Source organism: Caulobacter sp. RHG1, from assembly GCF_013181195.1.
Classification (GTDB): Bacteria; Pseudomonadota; Alphaproteobacteria; order Caulobacterales; family Caulobacteraceae; genus Caulobacter.
In genome coordinates this window covers 369,103-385,587 of the sequence record NZ_SMZP01000004.1, presented here as the reverse complement: position 1 = coordinate 385,587, position 16,485 = coordinate 369,103, and the positions used below count along the sequence as shown (strand labels likewise).

Annotated in this window: 18 protein-coding genes; 7 read left to right on the top strand and 11 right to left on the bottom strand. The window is 66.7% G+C overall.

Translation table 11 applies throughout. From position 1 onward, the window contains the following. Positions 1-189: 189 nt before the first annotated feature. Positions 190-1,293: a tyrosine-type recombinase/integrase gene (locus E1H18_RS12995; protein WP_172268854.1), complete on the top strand. Its 1,104-nt coding sequence runs from the start codon at positions 190-192 to the stop codon at positions 1,291-1,293. 225 nt (positions 1,294-1,518) lie between these two features. Then, positions 1,519-2,112 carry an HD domain-containing protein gene (locus E1H18_RS12990; protein WP_172268851.1) on the top strand — a complete coding sequence of 198 codons (594 nt, stop codon included), beginning with the start codon at positions 1,519-1,521 and terminating at the stop codon, positions 2,110-2,112. Positions 2,113-2,228: 116 nt separating this feature from the next. On the opposite strand, the gene E1H18_RS12985 is transcribed toward E1H18_RS12990, so the two are convergent. The 7 genes from E1H18_RS12985 to E1H18_RS12955 all read right to left on the bottom strand — a co-directional run bounded on the left by E1H18_RS12985 (position 2,229) and on the right by E1H18_RS12955 (position 7,473). Beyond that, the gene (locus tag E1H18_RS12985) at positions 2,229-3,113 is read right to left on the bottom strand and encodes a TraB/GumN family protein (protein WP_172268848.1); all 885 of its coding nucleotides are present in this window, start codon (positions 3,111-3,113) and stop codon (positions 2,229-2,231) included. Between the two features lie 57 nt (positions 3,114-3,170). Further along, positions 3,171-4,052: an alpha/beta fold hydrolase gene (locus tag E1H18_RS12980; RefSeq protein ID WP_172268845.1), complete on the bottom strand. Its 882-nt coding sequence runs from the start codon at positions 4,050-4,052 to the stop codon at positions 3,171-3,173. Between the two features lie 85 nt (positions 4,053-4,137). After that, a complete protein-coding gene (locus E1H18_RS12975; protein WP_172268842.1) occupies positions 4,138-4,332 on the bottom strand; it encodes a helix-turn-helix transcriptional regulator in 195 nt (64 codons plus the stop codon). After that, the gene (locus E1H18_RS12970) at positions 4,329-4,916 is read right to left on the bottom strand and encodes a hypothetical protein (RefSeq protein WP_172268839.1); all 588 of its coding nucleotides are present in this window, start codon (positions 4,914-4,916) and stop codon (positions 4,329-4,331) included. Before E1H18_RS12970 ends, E1H18_RS12975 begins: the two co-directional genes overlap by 4 nt. 92 nt (positions 4,917-5,008) lie before the next feature. Next, positions 5,009-5,317, bottom strand: coding sequence for a hypothetical protein (locus tag E1H18_RS12965; RefSeq protein WP_241735998.1), 309 nt, complete (start codon positions 5,315-5,317; stop codon positions 5,009-5,011). Between the two features lie 134 nt (positions 5,318-5,451). Further along, on the bottom strand, positions 5,452-6,357 hold the full coding sequence (locus E1H18_RS12960) for a TraB/GumN family protein (protein WP_172268836.1): 906 nt from the start codon (positions 6,355-6,357) through the stop codon (positions 5,452-5,454). Between the two features lie 93 nt (positions 6,358-6,450). Further along, complete coding sequence (locus E1H18_RS12955) at positions 6,451-7,473, bottom strand: 2'-deoxycytidine 5'-triphosphate deaminase (RefSeq protein ID WP_172268833.1); 1,023 nt, start codon at positions 7,471-7,473, stop codon at positions 6,451-6,453. A 180-nt stretch (positions 7,474-7,653) separates the two neighbouring features. On the opposite strand from E1H18_RS12955, the gene metZ reads away from it, so the two are divergent. Both metZ and apaG read left to right on the top strand, forming a co-directional pair. Continuing rightward, positions 7,654-8,838, top strand: coding sequence for an O-succinylhomoserine sulfhydrylase (metZ, locus tag E1H18_RS12950; RefSeq protein WP_172268830.1), 1,185 nt, complete (start codon positions 7,654-7,656; stop codon positions 8,836-8,838). Then, entirely contained in the window at positions 8,819-9,283 is a 465-nt protein-coding gene (gene apaG, locus E1H18_RS12945) for a Co2+/Mg2+ efflux protein ApaG (RefSeq protein ID WP_172268827.1), read from the top strand. The genes metZ and apaG overlap by 20 nt, the downstream gene beginning before the upstream one ends. 62 nt (positions 9,284-9,345) lie before the next feature. Here apaG and E1H18_RS12940 read toward each other — a convergent pair whose 3' ends face one another. Beyond that, positions 9,346-10,254 (bottom strand): Hsp33 family molecular chaperone, encoded by a 909-nt coding sequence (locus E1H18_RS12940; RefSeq protein ID WP_172268824.1) that lies wholly within the window; start codon positions 10,252-10,254, stop codon positions 9,346-9,348. 246 nt (positions 10,255-10,500) lie between these two features. Between E1H18_RS12940 and E1H18_RS12935 the strand changes: the two genes are divergently transcribed. Further along, the gene (locus tag E1H18_RS12935) at positions 10,501-10,827 is read left to right on the top strand and encodes a GIY-YIG nuclease family protein (protein WP_172268821.1); all 327 of its coding nucleotides are present in this window, start codon (positions 10,501-10,503) and stop codon (positions 10,825-10,827) included. Here the strand turns inward: E1H18_RS12935 and argF are convergent, their stop codons facing one another. The 3 genes from argF to E1H18_RS12920 form a co-directional block, all read right to left on the bottom strand. Beyond that, positions 10,828-11,763 carry an ornithine carbamoyltransferase gene (gene argF, locus E1H18_RS12930; RefSeq protein WP_172268818.1) on the bottom strand — a complete coding sequence of 312 codons (936 nt, stop codon included), beginning with the start codon at positions 11,761-11,763 and terminating at the stop codon, positions 10,828-10,830. 114 nt (positions 11,764-11,877) lie between these two features. After that, the gene (locus E1H18_RS12925; RefSeq protein ID WP_172268815.1) at positions 11,878-13,092 is read right to left on the bottom strand and encodes an aspartate aminotransferase family protein; all 1,215 of its coding nucleotides are present in this window, start codon (positions 13,090-13,092) and stop codon (positions 11,878-11,880) included. Between the two features lie 134 nt (positions 13,093-13,226). Then, the gene (locus E1H18_RS12920) at positions 13,227-14,048 is read right to left on the bottom strand and encodes an ABC transporter permease (RefSeq protein ID WP_172268812.1); all 822 of its coding nucleotides are present in this window, start codon (positions 14,046-14,048) and stop codon (positions 13,227-13,229) included. 236 nt (positions 14,049-14,284) lie between these two features. On the opposite strand from E1H18_RS12920, the gene gcrA reads away from it, so the two are divergent. Further along, a complete protein-coding gene (gcrA, locus tag E1H18_RS12915) occupies positions 14,285-14,809 on the top strand; it encodes a cell cycle sigma 70 cofactor GcrA (protein ID WP_172268809.1) in 525 nt (174 codons plus the stop codon). A gap of 138 nt (positions 14,810-14,947) precedes the next feature. Beyond that, positions 14,948-16,468: an exodeoxyribonuclease VII large subunit gene (gene xseA, locus E1H18_RS12910; protein ID WP_172268791.1), complete on the top strand. Its 1,521-nt coding sequence runs from the start codon at positions 14,948-14,950 to the stop codon at positions 16,466-16,468. Positions 16,469-16,485 lie beyond the last annotated feature (17 nt).

The window sequence follows — 16,485 nt, the reverse complement described above, 5'->3', positions numbered from 1 at the left end:
AAACCACCCACCAAGCGGACATTTCCCGCGTGATGCGCGCCCTGAAGGATGTCGGCCTCAGCGCCGCTTCCATCGTCTGCCTGCCGGGCGGCGGGGTCGAGATCAAGCCCGGCCCCTTGACGTTGGACCCAGCCGGGAAGCAGCCTGCCACCCCGATCGATGACCTGCATGCCTGGAGAGAACAGAAGAATGCCCGTCGTGCGGCTAAAGGGTCTGAATAGGGTCAAGAAGACCCTCAAGGGCGGCACGACGCGCGTCTACTGGTATGCGTGGAAGGGCGGGCCGAAGCTAGACGGCGCGCCGGGCACGCCCGAGTTCATGGCGTCGTACAATCGGGCGCTGGAGAGCATCCGCAACCGGCCGAACGACACCCTCGCCGGCCTAGTCCGTCGTTACAAGGGATCGCCTGAGTTCGAGCGCCTGGCCAAGAGCACCAAGGCGGAGTGGTCACGCTGGCTAGACCGGATCTCCGCTGACGACGGCCCTGACGACATCGGCGGCCTGACCTACAAGCTCCTCGACGACCGTCGCGTCCGCGCCGACATCATCGACTGGCGCAACCAGTGGAAGGACCGGCCGCGCTCCGCGGACTATGCGATCCAAGTCCTGTCTGTTGTCCTGGCGCAGGCCGTCGACGCTGGCATCCTGGAGCGAAACTCCGCCGCTGGCCTCTCGCAACTGTACACCTCGTCGCGTGCGGACCAGATCTGGGAGCCGGGCGAGGTCGCCGCCTTCATGAACAAGGCCTCGTCTCCAGAGGTGTCCTTCATCGTTCCGCTGGCCTGCCTCACCGGCCTCCGTCGCGAGGATTTGGCGTCCCTTCTGTGGTCTCAGGTCGGCGACGTGGCTATCGTCAAGCCGACCTCCAAGAGCCGGGGTAAGAAGACCCAGACCATCCCGGTCTTGCCAGAGACCAAGGCGCTTCTGGAGCGCATACGGGTGCAGCAGGCGGCCCGCCACGCCGAGCTATGCGAACGCGCTGCCAAGAAGAAGCGCCCGCCTCCGCCGGCCTGCCTGACCGTGCTGTCCAACACGCGCGGCCAGCCATGGAGCGTCAACGGCCTGGAACATCAGGTGATCGACACCAAGTCGGCCGCCGGCGTCGACAAGCACCTTCACGATGCGCGCGGCTCCTTCGCGACCCGCCTGCGCCGAGCGAGCCTGACGGCCTCGGAGATCGCCGATATCGTCGGATGGGAGGATAGCCGCGTTGCGCGATTGCTGGCCACCTACGTCGACCGTGACGCCATCGTCATGGCACTTGCTGCGCGCATCAATCGGGCCGATACATAAGCCAGTTCCAGTTGGGAAAATGCCTCGCAACCCTTTGTGGCGCTCAGCGCCGATAGGGTAGAGTTGGGAGCGGTCCTATTGATTTCCTTCAATAAACCGTAGCTTCCCAAGCTGAATGTCGGGGGTTCGATTCCCCCCGCCCGCTCCAGCCTCCTCCCCTTCGTTGACGGACGCCGCCTTCGAGCGCACGATCACCTCAAACAGACGTTTGGGGAGAGAAACGCCATGGCCGACGGCGACCATCATCCGCGCGCCCAATTTCACGCCATGACCGATGGCACGCCCGAGGACTGGGGCATCATCGCCGGGGCCTCGGTCGAGTTCGGGCGCGAGTTGCCCACCCGCCTGATTTCGCATCTCAACCTGCTGAAGGGCGACTGCGGCGGCTTCGCCATCGACCGGCTGGACCACAGCCTGCAGACCGCCACCCGCGCCCACCAGGCCGGCGAGGACGAGGAATATGTCGTCTGCGCCCTGCTGCACGACATCGGCGACATCCTGGGTCCGCGCAATCACGCCGACATCGCCGCGGCGATCCTGCAGCCCTTCGTGTCGGAACGGAACCACTGGATGGTGGCCCACCACGCCATCTTCCAGGGCTATTACTTCTTCCACCATCTGGGCCTGGACCGCGACATGCGCGACCAGTTCCGCGGGCACCCCGACTTCGAGCACACCGCCAAGTTCTGCCACCAGTACGACCAGGAAGCCTTCGACCCGAAGTTCGAGTCGATGCCGCTGGAGGCGTTTGAGCCCATGCTGCAGCGGGTGATGAGCGTGCCGAAGCGGTCGATCTATCTGCGGGCGGCAGCGGAGTAGATGCTCCCCCGTGCTGCGGGGGAGCTGTCACGAAGTGACTGAGGGGACGAATGCTGCGAAGCCGAGCTAGCCCCCTCCGGCCCTCTGGGCCACCTCCCCCGCATCGCGGGGGAGGATCACTCCACCCGCGCCGCCTTAATCCCCAGCTTCGCCAACTGCGCCTGGACGCTGTCTGGCCCCACCAGGTGTCCTGAACCCACCGCGACGAAGCTGACCCCAGAGCCGGCCAGCTTGGTCTTCAGCTGACGGGCCCAATCCTCGTTGCGCTTAGTGATCAGCAGGTCGTAGAGCTCGGGGTACTCGCCCTTCATCTCGGTCACGAACTCGGTTTCCAGGCGCGGCACGTCGCCGGAGACCCAGGCGGCGACCAGGCTGTCGATCTTGGCCAGACCCTCCTCGGCGTCCTCAAGCGTGGAGGCCAGGAAGTCGTCTTCGGTCTTGGCCGGCAAGTCTGCGAAGAAGCGCACCTGCTGCTCGGGGGTCTCGAGGCCAGCCTGGGCCTTTCCGCCCTCGCGAGCCATGGCAAGCAGCACCTGCTCGACGCCAGCCTTGGGGTCGTAGCCGGCCTTGATCATCGGGGCCATCGACAGCGACACCGCCGCCATCCAGGGACGCATGATCTCCAGCATCTCGGGCGGCATGCCGGCGCTCTTGGCCAGTTCGCTGGCGCGCTGGAAGCGTTCGGGGCCGATGCGGGCCGACAGTTTCTGGCTGGGGCTCAGGCCGTACTTGATGACCAGCGGCTGCATCACGGCCGGGTCGTCGCCACCAATGATCTCCAGCGTCAGGTCGCCGCTGTCCGCCATGGCCTTGTCGATCAATGGCGAGCGCCACTGCACGTCGGGCTTGAGGGCATGGATCGTTCCGAACAGATAGATCGTCGAGTCCGCGTCCTTGATCGCCCACAACGCCGGCTCGGCGAGAGCCGCTCCCGGAATGGCCAGCACCGAAACCAGGCCGACCGCAAACCGACGCGCCGGCCGACAAAGCTTGCTGAGCATGGAGCCCCCTTCACTGAAGGCCCCATGCTTGAAGGGCGTCGCCTCCAGACGCAAGGCTCAGCGCAGGAACGCCTCGACCGCGGCGGCAAAGGCCTGGGGCTGGTCCAGCATGATGAAGTGGCGCGCGCCGTCGATCCGCTTCAGGGCCACGCCCGGCAGCGCCGCATAGGCCGCGCCGTATAGGCCGTCGACCATGGCCGCCGTCGCGCCCGTCGCCGGGTCCAGCGGATAGAGCACCGTCACCGGCGTCTTCACCGCCGTCAGGCCCGGACGGGCGTCGGTCGTCATCAGGTCGTACATCGCCCGCGCCACGGTCGGCCGGTCCGACGCCTTGGACCATTCGAGAGCCGCCTTCAGCCCCTCGGGCGACTTGACCATGCGCGGCAGGGTCATGGCTTGCTGGCTGTCGAAGGCGGCCGCATCAATGCCGGCGATGGCGTCTCGCATGGCGGCCGCTTGCGGTCGCACGGTCTCGACCGTGGCGGTCGGCGACATCAGGGTGGCGAAGAACGGCAGGCTGTCGACGATCAGCAGGCGGCCGACATGCTCGGGATGGCGCTGGGCCAGCAACAGGCCGGTGAAGCCGCCCATCGAGTGGCCGATCACGGCCGGAGACGTCAGCTTGGCCGAGGCGATGTAGTCGTCGATCGCCTCGACCAGCGGTTCGACCACCGGCCCTTCGGCGTTGCCGGCGACCGGCGCGCCGGCGAAGCCCGCCACCTGCACGACGTGGACGCGATGCGTGGCCGACAGTTGCTTGACGGTGGCGTCCCATACCGCGCCCGACGAGGCCAGGCCCGGGATCAAGATGACGTCGGGCCCCTGCCCCGTAACAGCGACGCGCATCCGGTCGGCGGCGTGAGCGCCGCCGATGACGCCGAGCGCAGACAGGATCGCGATGAGGACGGCGAACAGGTGGATGTTATGCGGCTTGCGCATTGGTTTCTCCTGAGAACAGGCGCGAGGAAGGGTTCGGCGCACAAGGGCGCCGAACGGCGAGGCTGAAGTTCGAGGTGGAGAGGCCCTAGGCCTCGTCCTGGAAGATCGCTTCGATCGGTTGCTCGAACAGCCGGGCGATCTTGAAGGCCAGCGGCAGGCTGGGGTCGTACTTGCCGGTCTCCAGGGCATTGACGGTCTGGCGCGAGACCTGGAGCTTTTCGGCGAGATCCGCCTGGCTCCAGTCGCGTTCGGCGCGGAGCACCTTCAGGCGGTTCTTCAACGGTAGCGCCTCCGGATGAAGCCCTGGCTCATCCCCCAAGCGGCGCAAAACAACGGGAAGGTCATGAACAGCGGCGGCGCGGGAACGACCTCGGCGTTGCTGAGAAAACCCCAGACGGTCGAGACACCCAATACGCTAGCCAGGCCCCAAAGCATGGCCTCGACATGGATCGCGCGTTCCAGTTCGTCGCCCTCCTCCTTCAGGTACAGGCCCATGATGGCCAGCACCCACAGGATCGGCGCGGCCGGCGCGGCGGCCACCACCCACAGCAGCGGCCCGGTCAGGTCGCCTGCGTTGAGCAGGCCGATCGAGCCCATCAGCACGACGAAATAGGTCAGCATCGCCATGGCCAGTCGGCGACGATAGCGAATGGAGGCTTTGCCCATGGGCTGGCAGTCGCTGATGCGTGTGCTGCCGAAATAGGTGAAGGCCAGGAAGCCGACGGCCCAGATGAAGATCGCGGCATAGGACACCAGGCCGTGGAACGGCTTCAACACCGCCATCGCCGACAACGCGGCCATGAAGGCCAGGATTCCCAGCGCGAACAGCAGCCGCCTCAGGCCCAAAGGCATCGTATCGGCCATGACAAGCACCCCTCTCAATTTGACAAGCTAACTTGTCACCTCAGAGCGCAATCATGTCAAGCATCATTGTCATTATGTCGAGTAGGCTTGCCTCAGGCGGCTTGGCGGAAGGGGTCGATCGACAGGGTTTCAGCGGTCAGGCCGCGCCAGTGCACGGCCTCCTGGCGCTTGACGGCCAGGGCGCGGCCCAGCACGCCGGGACGCGGGCGACTGGCGACTTCCCAGCCGTAGCGAGAGAAGCGGTCGCCGAAATCGGCCCACCGGATCACGCGGCCTTGCGCGTCCTGGCGCCAAACGGCCTTGTCGCAGCCGGGGATGCGCGCGCAACGTTCCCAGGCCTCGACGCGGCCTTGGAGAATGGCGAACGGATCTTGAGCGATGCGGGCCAAAAGGGCCTCCATGAATTTCCGTCGTCCTCCGCGCCGGGCGGGACTGAGTCGCGCCTCAGGAGAACGAGGGCTAGAATTTGTGTATTCGCACCGAGTGTCCACCAGATGTGGTGCGGCGCGTTGCCGCGCGACACGTCCTCGATCGCTCACTGGACCCGCCGCACCGCATAGCCGCGCGCCTTCATCAGGGCCGGAAGCCCTTGATTTCCCGCCATATGCAGAGCGCCGACGACCACCAGTTGCGCGCCCGAACCCTGGCGCATCTCGGCGTCCAGACGGTCGGCCCAGGCCAGGTTGCGGCGATGAAGCAGCGCCTCGTACAGCGCCGGCCGCCCGGTCTTCATCGGCCCGACCAGGCGCGAGCCCAGCGCGTCCATGTCGCCCTTCAGCCAGGCGCGCTCCAGGGCGACGCCATGGCGCGGCGGCGACAGCTGTTCGCGGGCGACGTCGTCCAGATAGTCGAGCTCGGCCTGTTCAGGCAGGTCGGCAAAGATGCGCAGCTGCTGCTCAATTGTTTCGAAGCTGTCGATCGGCTTTTCGGACACGCGGGCGCGCTGGGTGGTCGTCGCATCGACGCCGCTGGCGACGCTGCCGCCGTCCTTCACCATCGGCGCGACCGACAGCATCATCGCCGCCGCCCAGGGGCGCAGGCGCTCGACGCGCTCGAGCGGCACGCCGCCGCGATCGAGCACCGGACGCAGGGTGGCCAGGCCGGTCGGCGAGAGCTTCTGGGTCAGGGAGCGGTCGGGATCAACGCCGTACTGGTCGACCAGGGCCTGGATACGATCCGGTCCCACGTCGATACGGGTCTCGAACCAGACCTTGTCGGCGGCGGCATAGGCGCGGTCGAAGGCGGATGTGCGCCAACGCACATCAGGGCGCAGCACATGCATGGATCCGAACAGGTAGACGACGGAGTCCCGGTCCCGGACCTCCCACATCGCCGGCGCCGCGCTGGCCGCGCCACTTCCCCCGACCAAAAGAGGGCTCGCCAACAACAGGCCCGCCGCGATCACCACACGCGACAGACGCCTCACTACGCCACGCAACATGTCTTTGAGAGCCCGACTGAAACTAGGCCCTCAGATATGCGCAATCGTGCTGAACGCCACGCTAAGCACGGCCGCGACCTAACGCCTCAGCGGTCACCAGGCCTTGAAATGCTTAGACAATTTCAGACCTTGGCGCTGGTAGTGCGAACCGCCTTCGCCGTAGAGTCGCGCGGGACGCGAGGTCAGGGGCTCATACACCAAGCGGGCCACGGTCTGGCCGTCTTCCAGCAAGAACGGCGTCTCGTGGCTGCGGACTTCCAGCACCCCCTTGGAGCCGACAGCGGCAGCTTCTTCCGTGCCGAAGCCGGGGTCGAAGAAGCCGGCATAGTGGACGCGGAACTCGCCGACCGACGGGTCGATCGGGGTCATTTCGGCGGCTTCCAGGACCGGAATCTCGATGTCGTCCTTGGAGGCCAGGATGTAGAACTCACCAGGATCCAGCAGCAGCTCGCCATGGCGGGCCTCCAGCGGCTCCCAGTAGTCGCGCGGGTCGTGTCCGTCCTCATGGTCGAGGTCGACGACGCCGGCGTGGCGGCGACCGCGGAAGCCTACAACCCCCGTATCGGACAAGAGATCGACGCCGACACTGCGGGTGGCCAGCTTGGCCGGCTCGCCGCGCTTGAGGCGCAGCTGGTTCAGGCGGGTGCCGGCGCGGACCAGCACCGAGAAGGTCTGCGGCGCGATCTCGATATAGAGGGGACCGGTATAGCCGGCGTCCACGTCGTCGAAGGCGCGACTATGGTCGGTCAGCAGCCGCACGAAGACGTCCACGCGCCCGGTCGAACTCTTGGGATTGCCGCGCGCCGAGATCGTCATCGGCAAGGTCAGGCGCTCCTGGATCTCGGCGATATAGACGCAGCCTTTTTCCAGAACCGCGCCCTTGGTCAGGTCCAGCTCGTGCATGGCCACGTCCTTCAGGCGCTCGGGCACCTTGCGATGCAGGCCCGGCAGGAACGAGGCGCGGATCCGCCAGGCCCGCGCGCCCAGGCGCAGGTCCAGGCTGGCCGGCTGCACCTGGTCGACGTCGAACGGCGTGGCCGAAACGATCGCCTCCTGGGCGATCAGGTCTTCGATATTCTGGCAGGGCAGAATCCCTGCGGCATGGGCGTCGGTCATCGGCGCGACACTCGCCAAACGCGACCGCAAACGCAAGGCAAGACCTCGGTAAGCTCGCCTGTGACAATGTGATTTTCGCGCGTGACAATTCTCCGGTCGCGGATGGGGTGATGATGCTTGACCAAGCCCCCCTCCCCGCTCCTTATGCCGGCGATTTCAAAGCGTATGGAGGTAAGGCCCGTGGCCGAGGATCCTAAGGACTGGGACGTTGCGACGAAGCTCATTCGTGGGGGCATCGCGCGCTCGCAGTTCATGGAGACCGCTGAGGCGCTCTATCTGACGCAAGGCTTCACCTACGACAGCGCCGAGGGCGCCGACCGCCGCTTCGCTGGCGACGAGCCTGGCTTCGTCTATTCGCGGTTCAACAACCCGACCGTGAAGATGTTCGAGGATCGCCTGGCCCTGCTGGAAGGCGCCGAGGTCTGCCGCGCCCAGGCGACCGGCATGGCCTCGGTCCACGCCGCCCTGATCGGCCTGGTAAAGGCCGGCGACCACGTCGTGGCCGGCCGCGCCCTGTTTGGCTCGTGCCGCTGGATCGTCGCCGAGCTGCTGCCGCGCTTCGGGGTCGAGACCACCTTCGTCGACGCCACCAACCTGGCCGAATGGGAAGCGGCAATCCGTCCCAACACCAAGGCCGTGCTGATCGAGACGCCCTCGAACCCGGTCCTGGAAATCACCGACATCGCCGCCGTCGCCGAGATGGCCCACGCGGTCGGCGCCAAGGTCGTGGTCGACAACGTCTTCGCCACCCCGATCTTCCAGCAGCCGCTGAAGCTGGGCGCCGACGTCGTGGTCTATTCGGCCACCAAGCACATCGACGGCCAGGGCCGCGTGCTGGGCGGGGCCATCCTGACCAGCGAGGCGATCAACGAGGAATTCTACCGCGACTACGTGCGCCACACCGGCCCCGCGCTGTCGCCGTTCAACGCCTGGGTCCTGGTCAAGGGCCTGGAGACCCTGGACCTGCGCGTGCGTCGCCAGAACGACACCGCTGCGGCCCTCGCCGACGTGATCGGCGAACACAAGAAGGTCCGAGAGGTCCTCTACCCGTTCCGCAAGGACCATCCGGGCTATGAGATCGCCAAGAAGCAGATGACCGGCGGCGGCACCGTCATCGCCATGGACCTGGGCTCGCGCGAAGCGGCCTTCAAGTTCCTCAATGCGCTGGAGATCGTCGACATCTCCAACAACCTCGGCGACGCCAAATCGATGGCCACCCACCCGCCGACCACCACCCACCGCTCGGTGCCCGAAGAGCAGCGCCCGTCGCTGGGCGTGACCGAGGGCGGCGTGCGCCTTTCAGTGGGCCTGGAAAGCGTCGAAGACCTCAAGCGGGATGTGATCCGTGCGCTCGATCAGGCGTGAGACGTCTCCCCCCATGCAGCGCATGAGGCGCCGGCGCGGCCAGGACGGTTCGGCCTATGAAGCGCGCACCCGCGACATCGTCGTGCGCGTCTTCCCGGTCTATGCCGCCGAGGAGTCCTCTCCGGAACAGGGCCTCTATCTGTGGTCCTACACGGTCGAGATCGAAAACCACGGCGTCGAGACGGTGACCCTGATCTCGCGCCGCTGGAGCATCACCGACGGCTTCAACCGCGTGAACGACGTGGAAGGCAGCGGCGTGGTCGGCGAGCAGCCGGAGCTGAAGCCCCGCGAGGCCTTCCGCTACGTCTCCAACTGTCCCCTCCCCACCCCTTCGGGCGCGATGAAGGGCAGCTATTCGATGATCAATGCCGACGGCGAGGTGTTCGACGTCGAGATCCCCGAGTTCTCGCTGCACCTGCCGGGCGCGGCGCTGAAGATCAACTAGCTTGCAAAAAAGCCGGCGCTCCTGAGGGGCGCCGGCTTTCTTCAATTCAGAACGGGTCAGGCTTACGCCGCCGGAGGGTCCAGCTGGTAGACGCGCGAGCAGTACTCGCAGGTCACGTGGATCTTGCCGTCGGGCTCGACCATGTCAGCCACTTCTTCGGCCGAGAACGAGTCCATCACCACGCCGATGCGGTCTTCCGAGCAGCGGCAGAAGGCGCGTAGCGGCTTTTCCTCCAGCAGGCGCACGCCGTCCTCGTTGAACAGCCGCCACAGCAGGGTCGCCGTCGTGACGGTGGGGTCGATCAGTTCGTCTTCGCCGGTGGTCTCGAACAGCGCCTGCACGTGGGTCCAGGCTTCCTGGGTCTCGCCGCGCGACTGGTCGCCGGCGATGGCCTGGATCAGGATGCCGCCGGCGCGCCATTGCGGCCCCTCGCCGGTGTCGATCTGGCCGACGGCCAGGCGCACGCGGGTCGGGGTCTGCTCCGACTGGGCGAAGTACTGCTCGGCGCACAGGGCCAGGGTCTCGCCTTCGATCGGGGTGACGCCCTGATAGCGGTCCATGTCCGCGCCCTGGTCCAGGGTCATGATGAACACGCCGCCGCCCAGCAGGGTCTTGGCCCCCGGACGCGTGAAGCCTTCCGAGATGGCCGCGACCTCGTCCGCGTCGAAGCGGCAATAACCACGCAGGCCGCCGCTGGTGTCGTAGTCGACCACGACATAGCGCACCGGCCCGTCGCCCTGGGCTTGGACGATCAGCCGGCCCTCGAACTTCAGGCTGGAGCCGACCAGGGCGGCCAGCGCGCAGGCTTCGCCCAGCAGGTTGGCCACCGGCTCGGGATAGGCGTGACGCGTCAGCACCTCGTTGACGGCCTCGCCCAGGCGAACCATCCGGCCGCGCACGGGCAGGCCTTCGATCTGAAACGCGGAAACGACGTCGTCGAGGACGCCAGGAAGGGAAGCGGTATCGGTCATGGGGAGGCTAGATAGGCGGTCTTTTCGAAAAAGCGAGCCCGAAGGTTTTCACATCGCCCTCAACCACCGTCATCCCGGGCCTTGTGCCCGGGACCCCTCTTTCGGCGCGCACGTGAAATGCGGGACAAAGCGGGGCCTCGACGCGCCTCCTTACTCGCACCTGCAGCGGACATAGGGGTCCCGGGCACAAGGCCCGGGATGACGGGTGGAGTTGATGAAATCAATCTATAGATGCATAATTAGCATATGGTCGGAAAAGACGCATCTATCGCCGTCTACATCATGACCGACCGTTACCGCGGCACGCTCTACATTGGCGTCACCAGTCAGTTCCAGACGCGAATGATCCAGCACCGCGACGGATTGATCCCCGGCTTCACCAAGCGCTACGGCTTGAAGCGGCTCGTCTGGTTCGAAACCCACGACGAGATGACCGTCGCCATCCAGCGCGAACGATCGCTCAAGGAATGGCCGCGCCAGTGGAAGATCAACCTGATCGAGCGCGACAATCCACAGTGGGAAGACCTCTATGCGGCGGTCTGCGAGTGGACACCCGTCCCTCGCCAGATCTGACTACCCAATCGCCCCGAACGCCCAGGCCAGAACCGACTTCTGGGCGTGGATGCGGTTTTCCGCTTCGTCCCAGACCAGCGAGCGGGGCCCATCCATGACCGCGTCGGTGACTTCCTCGCCGCGGTGGGCGGGCAGGCAGTGGAGGAACACGCCATTGGCGGCCGCCAAGTCCATCAGCTTGTCGTCGACCTGATAGGCCTCGAAGGCGGCCAGACGTTCGTCGTGATCGGTGTCGCCCATCGAGACCCAGGTGTCGGCCACGACGACGTCGGCGCCGCGCACGGCTTCCTTGGCGTCGGTCATCATGCTGACCTTGCCCTGCAGGCCTTCGGCGCGCGCCAGGTCGTGCAGGTCGGCGTGATAGACCGCCGGACAGGCGATCTTCAGCTCGAAACCCAACAGCGGCGCGGCGTGGATGAAGCTGGAGCAGACATTGTTGCCGTCGCCGACCCAGGCGATCGTCTTGCCGGCGATCGGGCCGCGGTGTTCCTCGATGGTCAGCAGGTCAGCCATGATCTGGCACGGATGGCTCTTGTCGGTCAGGCCGTTGATGACCGGCACGGTCGAGACCTGGGCGAAACGCTCGACGTCGGCGTGGCTGTTGGCGCGGATCATCACCGCGTCGACCATGCGCGACAGCACCTTGGCGGTGTCCTCGATGGTCTCGCCGCGGCCCAGTTGCATGTCGTTGGCGGTCGAGATGATCGCGCTGCCGCCCAGCTGGCGCATGGCGGCGTCGAACGAGAAGCGGGTGCGGGTCGAGTTCTTCTGGAAGATCATCGACAACACGCGGTCCTTGGCCGGCGCGTCGGCGTCGACCTTGCCCTGCGGCCAGCCCTTGCGGGCGCTCTTGCGGGCGTGGGCGTCGTCGAGCATCAGGCGCAGGGTCGCGCCGTCCAGCTTCCACAGGTCGATGAAGTGGCGGGGTTGAGTCATCGGACTATCCCTATTCCCGTCTCCCCGGCGAAGGCCGGGGCCCAGATACATCCGGGAAGTCGACGGGCTTGATCTGGGTCCCGGCTTTCGCCGGGAAAACGGGGTTGGAGGATCTTAGGCGGAGGCCTTGGCGCGGGCGACTTCACAAGCCTTCTCGAGCTTGGAGATCGCTTCGCTGGCTTCCTCGATGGTCAGGTTCAGCGGCGGCAGCAGGCGCACGCAGTTGTCGCCGCCGCCGGCGATCAGCAGGTTCTGATCGCGGGCCATGACCATGAACTCGCGGTTGTTCGGAACCACCTTGATGCCGATCAGGAGACCCTTGCCGCGGATGTCGACGACGACGTCCGGGAAGCGGTCCTTCAGGCCGTTCAGCTGCTGGGTGAAGTAGCCGGCGACGGTGTTGACGTTGTCCAGCAGCTCATCGCTGTTGATCGCGTCGAACGCCGCATTGCCGACCGCCATGGCCAGCGGGTTGCCGCCGTAGGTCGAGCCGTGGGTGCCGGGGGTCATGCCCTTGGCGCCTTCGGTCGAGGCCAGGCAGGCGCCGACCGGGAAGCCGCCGCCCAGGGCCTTGGCCACGCACATGATGTCCGGCTCGCTGCCCGGCGCCCATTCATGGGCGAAGAGCTTGCCGGTCCGGCCCATGCCGCTCTGCACTTCGTCGTAGATCAGCAGGATGCCGGCGTCGCGGGTGATCTGGCGCAGCTCCAGCAGTTGAGCGCTGGTCAGCGACCGCGCCCCGCCCTCGCCCTGCACGGGCTCGATGATGATCCCGGCGGTCGTCGGACCGATGGCGGCCTTCAAGGCGTCCATGTCGCCGAACGGCAACTGGATGAAGCCCGGCAGGCGCGGGCCGAAGCCGTCCAGATAGCCGGCGTTGCCCGAGGCGTTGACCGCGGCATAGGAGCGGCCGTGGAACGAGCCGTCGAAGCCGATGATGTCGATGCGTTCCGACTGGCCGTTCATCACGTGATAGCGACGAGCGGCCTTCAGGGCGCATTCGATCGCCTCGGTGCCCGAGTTGGTGAAGAACACCACATCGGCGAAGGTGGCCGCGCACAGCTTGTCGGCCAGCACTTCCTGCTCGGGGATCGTGTAGATGTTGGAGACGTGCCAGAGCTTCTCGCCCTGGGTCTTCAGCGCATCGACCAGCGCCGGGTGGGCGTGGCCCAGACCGCAGGTGGCGATGCCCGCCACGCAGTCCAGATATTCTTCGCCCGTGGTCGAGAACAGTCGCGCGCCTCGGCCTCGTTCGAACGCCAGCGGAGCGCGGTTGTACACGCCCATGATGTGGTTCTGCGAGGGATTGGACGACGTCGCGGTGCTCAAGTGACCGGCCTCCCAAAAAGGAAAGAAGCCCCCGTGCTGAAAGCACGGGGACCGGAAGGCCGCAGGTTGTCGGCTCACAAGGCCGGCCTGTCAATCAAGGCTCTGTGAAACGTCCCTGAAAAACCGACGAAAAATCAGCTCTTCAGACGGTAACCGGTGACGAACAGGCGCCAGCACCACAGGAACAGGCCGAGGGTCAGGGCGCCCGTGGCGATGACGCCGATGGCGATCGAACCGTCAGCATGGCCGATGAAGCCGTAGCGGAAGCCGTCGATCAGGTAGAAGAACGGGTTGAAATGGCTGGCCGTGCGGAACGGCTCGGGCAGCTTGTCGACCAGATAGAAGGTGCCCGACAGGAAGGTCATGGGCATGATCACGAAATTGGTCACGGCCGCCAGTTGGTCGAATTTCTCCGACCACAGGCCGGCCAGCACGCCGGCCATGCCCAGGATCAGTGAGGCCGTGACGCCGAAATAGAGGATAGCCCAGGGGTGGGCGACCGACAGGCCTGCGCCCGGCAGCACGCCGATGACCAGGGCCGTCACCGCACCGACCACCACGCCGCGCGTCGCAGCCCCCAGCGAAAAGCCCAACACCTGTTCCAGCGCCGACAGCGGCGGGGTCAGGAAGTCGGGCGTCAGGCCCATCATCTTGGCCTGGATCAGCGACGAGGAGGCGTTGGCGAAGGCGTTGTTCAGGATGGCCATCATGATCAGGCCCGGGGCCACGAAATGGCCGAAGGTGATGCCGCCGACGGCCGGCCGGCTCGAGCCCACCGCGACCACGAACACCAGCATGTAGAGCAGCGTAGTGACCACCGGCGCAGCGACGGTCTGAGTCCCAACCTTCCAGAATCGGCGGATTTCGCGCTGATACAGGGTGACGAAGCCGGACCAGTTCCAACCGCGGTAGTCGCGCGGCTGGGGCGGAATGACGCTCTCGGCCATGTCTCTCACTGCAATTTCCCTTGGATTCTCAGGGATGTGCGCTCTGCGGCCACGTTTCGCAAGCTTGGGCTTGCGTGAATCAACATCTTGTTTCTGTGGACAGAGTCGTTACCGCCTATTGTGCGCTTTAACACATTCTTTACGATATGTAGTAGGACAGCCGCCGGCGGGGCGGTTTGATCACCATATATGGGGTGGCAGGCGTGGGGACGCCGGCCTTCCCGTTCAAATGGCGGAGACGGGTTATGAGCTGGACCGACGAACGGGTCTCGACCTTGAAGAAGCTCTGGCTGGACGGCCTGTCTGCCAGTCAGATCGCCAAACAGCTGGGTGGCGTTACGCGCAACGCCGTCATCGGCAAGGTGCACCGCCTGGGCCTGTCGGGCCGTGCGGCCCCCTCGCAACCCGCGCGTCCGGCCTTCAAGGCTCCGCGTCCGGCGCGTCCGGCCGCCCAGGCCATGCCGTCAGCCCCGCGCCGCGTGACCCCGGTCGAGGCGCCATCGGCGTCGGTCCCCGTGGCCGCCGCGCCGGCCCCGCTGCCGGCCTTCCGTCACGAAGAGCCGGGCTCGGCCACCGTGCTGACCCTGGGCGCGCACATGTGCAAGTGGCCGATCGGCGACCCGTCGTCGGACGGCTTCACCTTCTGCGGCCGCCGCTCGTCGGAAGGCCCCTACTGCATCGAACACGCCCGGGTGGCCTACCAGCCCCAGCAGACCAAGAAGAAGGGCGGCGCCACCGAGCTCGCCCGTTCGCTTCGCCGCTACATCTAAGAAGAACAAAAGTCTCTCAGAGCGGCGGATCCCGGGCAGTCGACGCGACTGTCCGGGATTTTCCGTTTGAGGGGCCGCGGCTACGACGGCGGTCTTGAGACAGATGACCTCCCCCAACTTCCCGCCTAAAACACCCCCATGACGGACCTTCCGCCGAACGATTCCAACGCCCCGCCCTACTCGGTCTCAGAACTGGCCTTCGCGCTGAAGCGCACGCTGGAGGACCGTTACGGCTTCGTGCGGCTGCGCGGCGAGCTGTCGAAGGTCACCCACCACGGCAATGGCCACGTTTACCTGACCATCAAGGACGACAAGTCCGCGATCGACGGCGTGGTGTGGAAGGGCAATGTCCGGGGCCTGGGCGTGCGGCCCGAGCACGGCCTGGAAGTCATCGTCACCGGCAAGATCACCACCTATCCGGCGGGCTCGCGCTACCAGATCGTCATCGACAGCATGGAAGCCGCCGGCGTCGGCGCGCTACTGGCGCAGTTGGAGCGGCTGAAGGCCAAGCTGGCGTCAGAAGGCCTGTTCGCGCCCGAACGCAAGCGCCCCCTGCCTTCCATGCCGGCCGTCGTCGGCGTGATCACCAGCCCGACCGGCGCGGTCATTCGCGACATCCTGCACCGCATCCGCGACCGCTGGCCCTGCCAGGTGCTGGTCTGGCCGTGCGTCGTGCAGGGCGACGCCGCCGCCGGCCAGGTCAGCGCAGCCATACGCGGCTTCAACGCCATCGCCCCGGGCGGTCCGGTGCCGCGTCCCGACATCCTGATCGTCGCGCGGGGCGGCGGCTCCGTCGAGGACCTGTGGGCTTTCAACGACGAGGGCCTGGCCCGCACCGTGGCCGAAGGGACCATCCCGCTGATTTCGGCCGTCGGCCACGAGACTGACACCACCCTGATCGATTTCGTCTCCGACCGTCGCGCGCCCACGCCGACCGCCGCCGCCGAGATGGCCACGCCGGTGCTGGCCGAGCTGCGCGCCCTGATCTCCGACTTCGATCGCCGCCTGAATCGCTGCGGCTCGCGCACGATCGAGGAGCGCCGCACGCGCCTGGTCAGCGCCGCCCGCGGCCTGCCGCGTCCCGACGACATTCTGGCCCTGGCTCAGCAGCGGTTCGACATCGCCTCGGGCCGCCTGGACGCTGCACTTCAGCGCAACACCGCCGTCCACGCCCACGACCTCTTGAAGATCACAGCCCGCCTGACGCCGGACGCCCTGCGACGCCAACACGCGACCAAGGCCGATCGCGTGAACGATCTCTCCCGCCGCCTGGATCTGGCCGCCCGCCGCGCGCCCGACCGCGTGGCCCAACACGCCCGCCTGCCCGCCCTGTGGCAGCGCCTGAGCGCGGCCGGCGATCGCCGCCTGCAGCGGGACGCCGACCGCCTGGCCAATCTGGAAAAGCTGCGTCAGTCGCTGAACCCCGAGCGCCCCCTGGAGCTAGGCTTCGCCCTGGTCCGCAAGGGCGACGGGACCCTGGCCCGCTCGGCCGCCGACCTCGTCTCGGGCGAGCGCGTAAATCTGAAGTTCAAGAGCGGCGACCGCGACGCGGTGATCGACGGCGAAGGCGGGTTCGTGCCGCCGCCGGCCCCCGTCCCGGCCCCCAAGCCTCGCCCCAAGCCGGCGGCGTCGCCGACCGACCAGGGCGACCTGTTCTGATCCGCCAGTTTCGCTTG

Bases quoted from the DNA above. Each gene is read 5' to 3' on its own strand.
- E1H18_RS12995 (WP_172268854.1), top strand. From the start codon at position 190: ATGCCCGTCGTGCGGCTAAAGGGTCTGAATAGGGTCAAGAAGACCCTC.
- E1H18_RS12990 (WP_172268851.1), top strand. From the start codon at position 1,519: ATGGCCGACGGCGACCATCATCCGCGCGCCCAATTTCACGCCATGACC.
- E1H18_RS12985 (WP_172268848.1), bottom strand. From the start codon at position 3,113: ATGCTCAGCAAGCTTTGTCGGCCGGCGCGTCGGTTTGCGGTCGGCCTG.
- E1H18_RS12980 (WP_172268845.1), bottom strand. From the start codon at position 4,052: ATGCGCAAGCCGCATAACATCCACCTGTTCGCCGTCCTCATCGCGATC.
- E1H18_RS12970 (WP_172268839.1), bottom strand. From the start codon at position 4,916: ATGGCCGATACGATGCCTTTGGGCCTGAGGCGGCTGCTGTTCGCGCTG.
- E1H18_RS12965 (WP_241735998.1), bottom strand. From the start codon at position 5,317: ATGGAGGCCCTTTTGGCCCGCATCGCTCAAGATCCGTTCGCCATTCTC.
- E1H18_RS12960 (WP_172268836.1), bottom strand. From the start codon at position 6,357: ATGTTGCGTGGCGTAGTGAGGCGTCTGTCGCGTGTGGTGATCGCGGCG.
- E1H18_RS12955 (WP_172268833.1), bottom strand. From the start codon at position 7,473: ATGACCGACGCCCATGCCGCAGGGATTCTGCCCTGCCAGAATATCGAA.
- E1H18_RS12940 (WP_172268824.1), bottom strand. From the start codon at position 10,254: ATGACCGATACCGCTTCCCTTCCTGGCGTCCTCGACGACGTCGTTTCC.
- E1H18_RS12935 (WP_172268821.1), top strand. From the start codon at position 10,501: ATGGTCGGAAAAGACGCATCTATCGCCGTCTACATCATGACCGACCGT.
- argF (WP_172268818.1), bottom strand. From the start codon at position 11,763: ATGACTCAACCCCGCCACTTCATCGACCTGTGGAAGCTGGACGGCGCG.
- gcrA (WP_172268809.1), top strand. From the start codon at position 14,285: ATGAGCTGGACCGACGAACGGGTCTCGACCTTGAAGAAGCTCTGGCTG.
- xseA (WP_172268791.1), top strand. From the start codon at position 14,948: ATGACGGACCTTCCGCCGAACGATTCCAACGCCCCGCCCTACTCGGTC.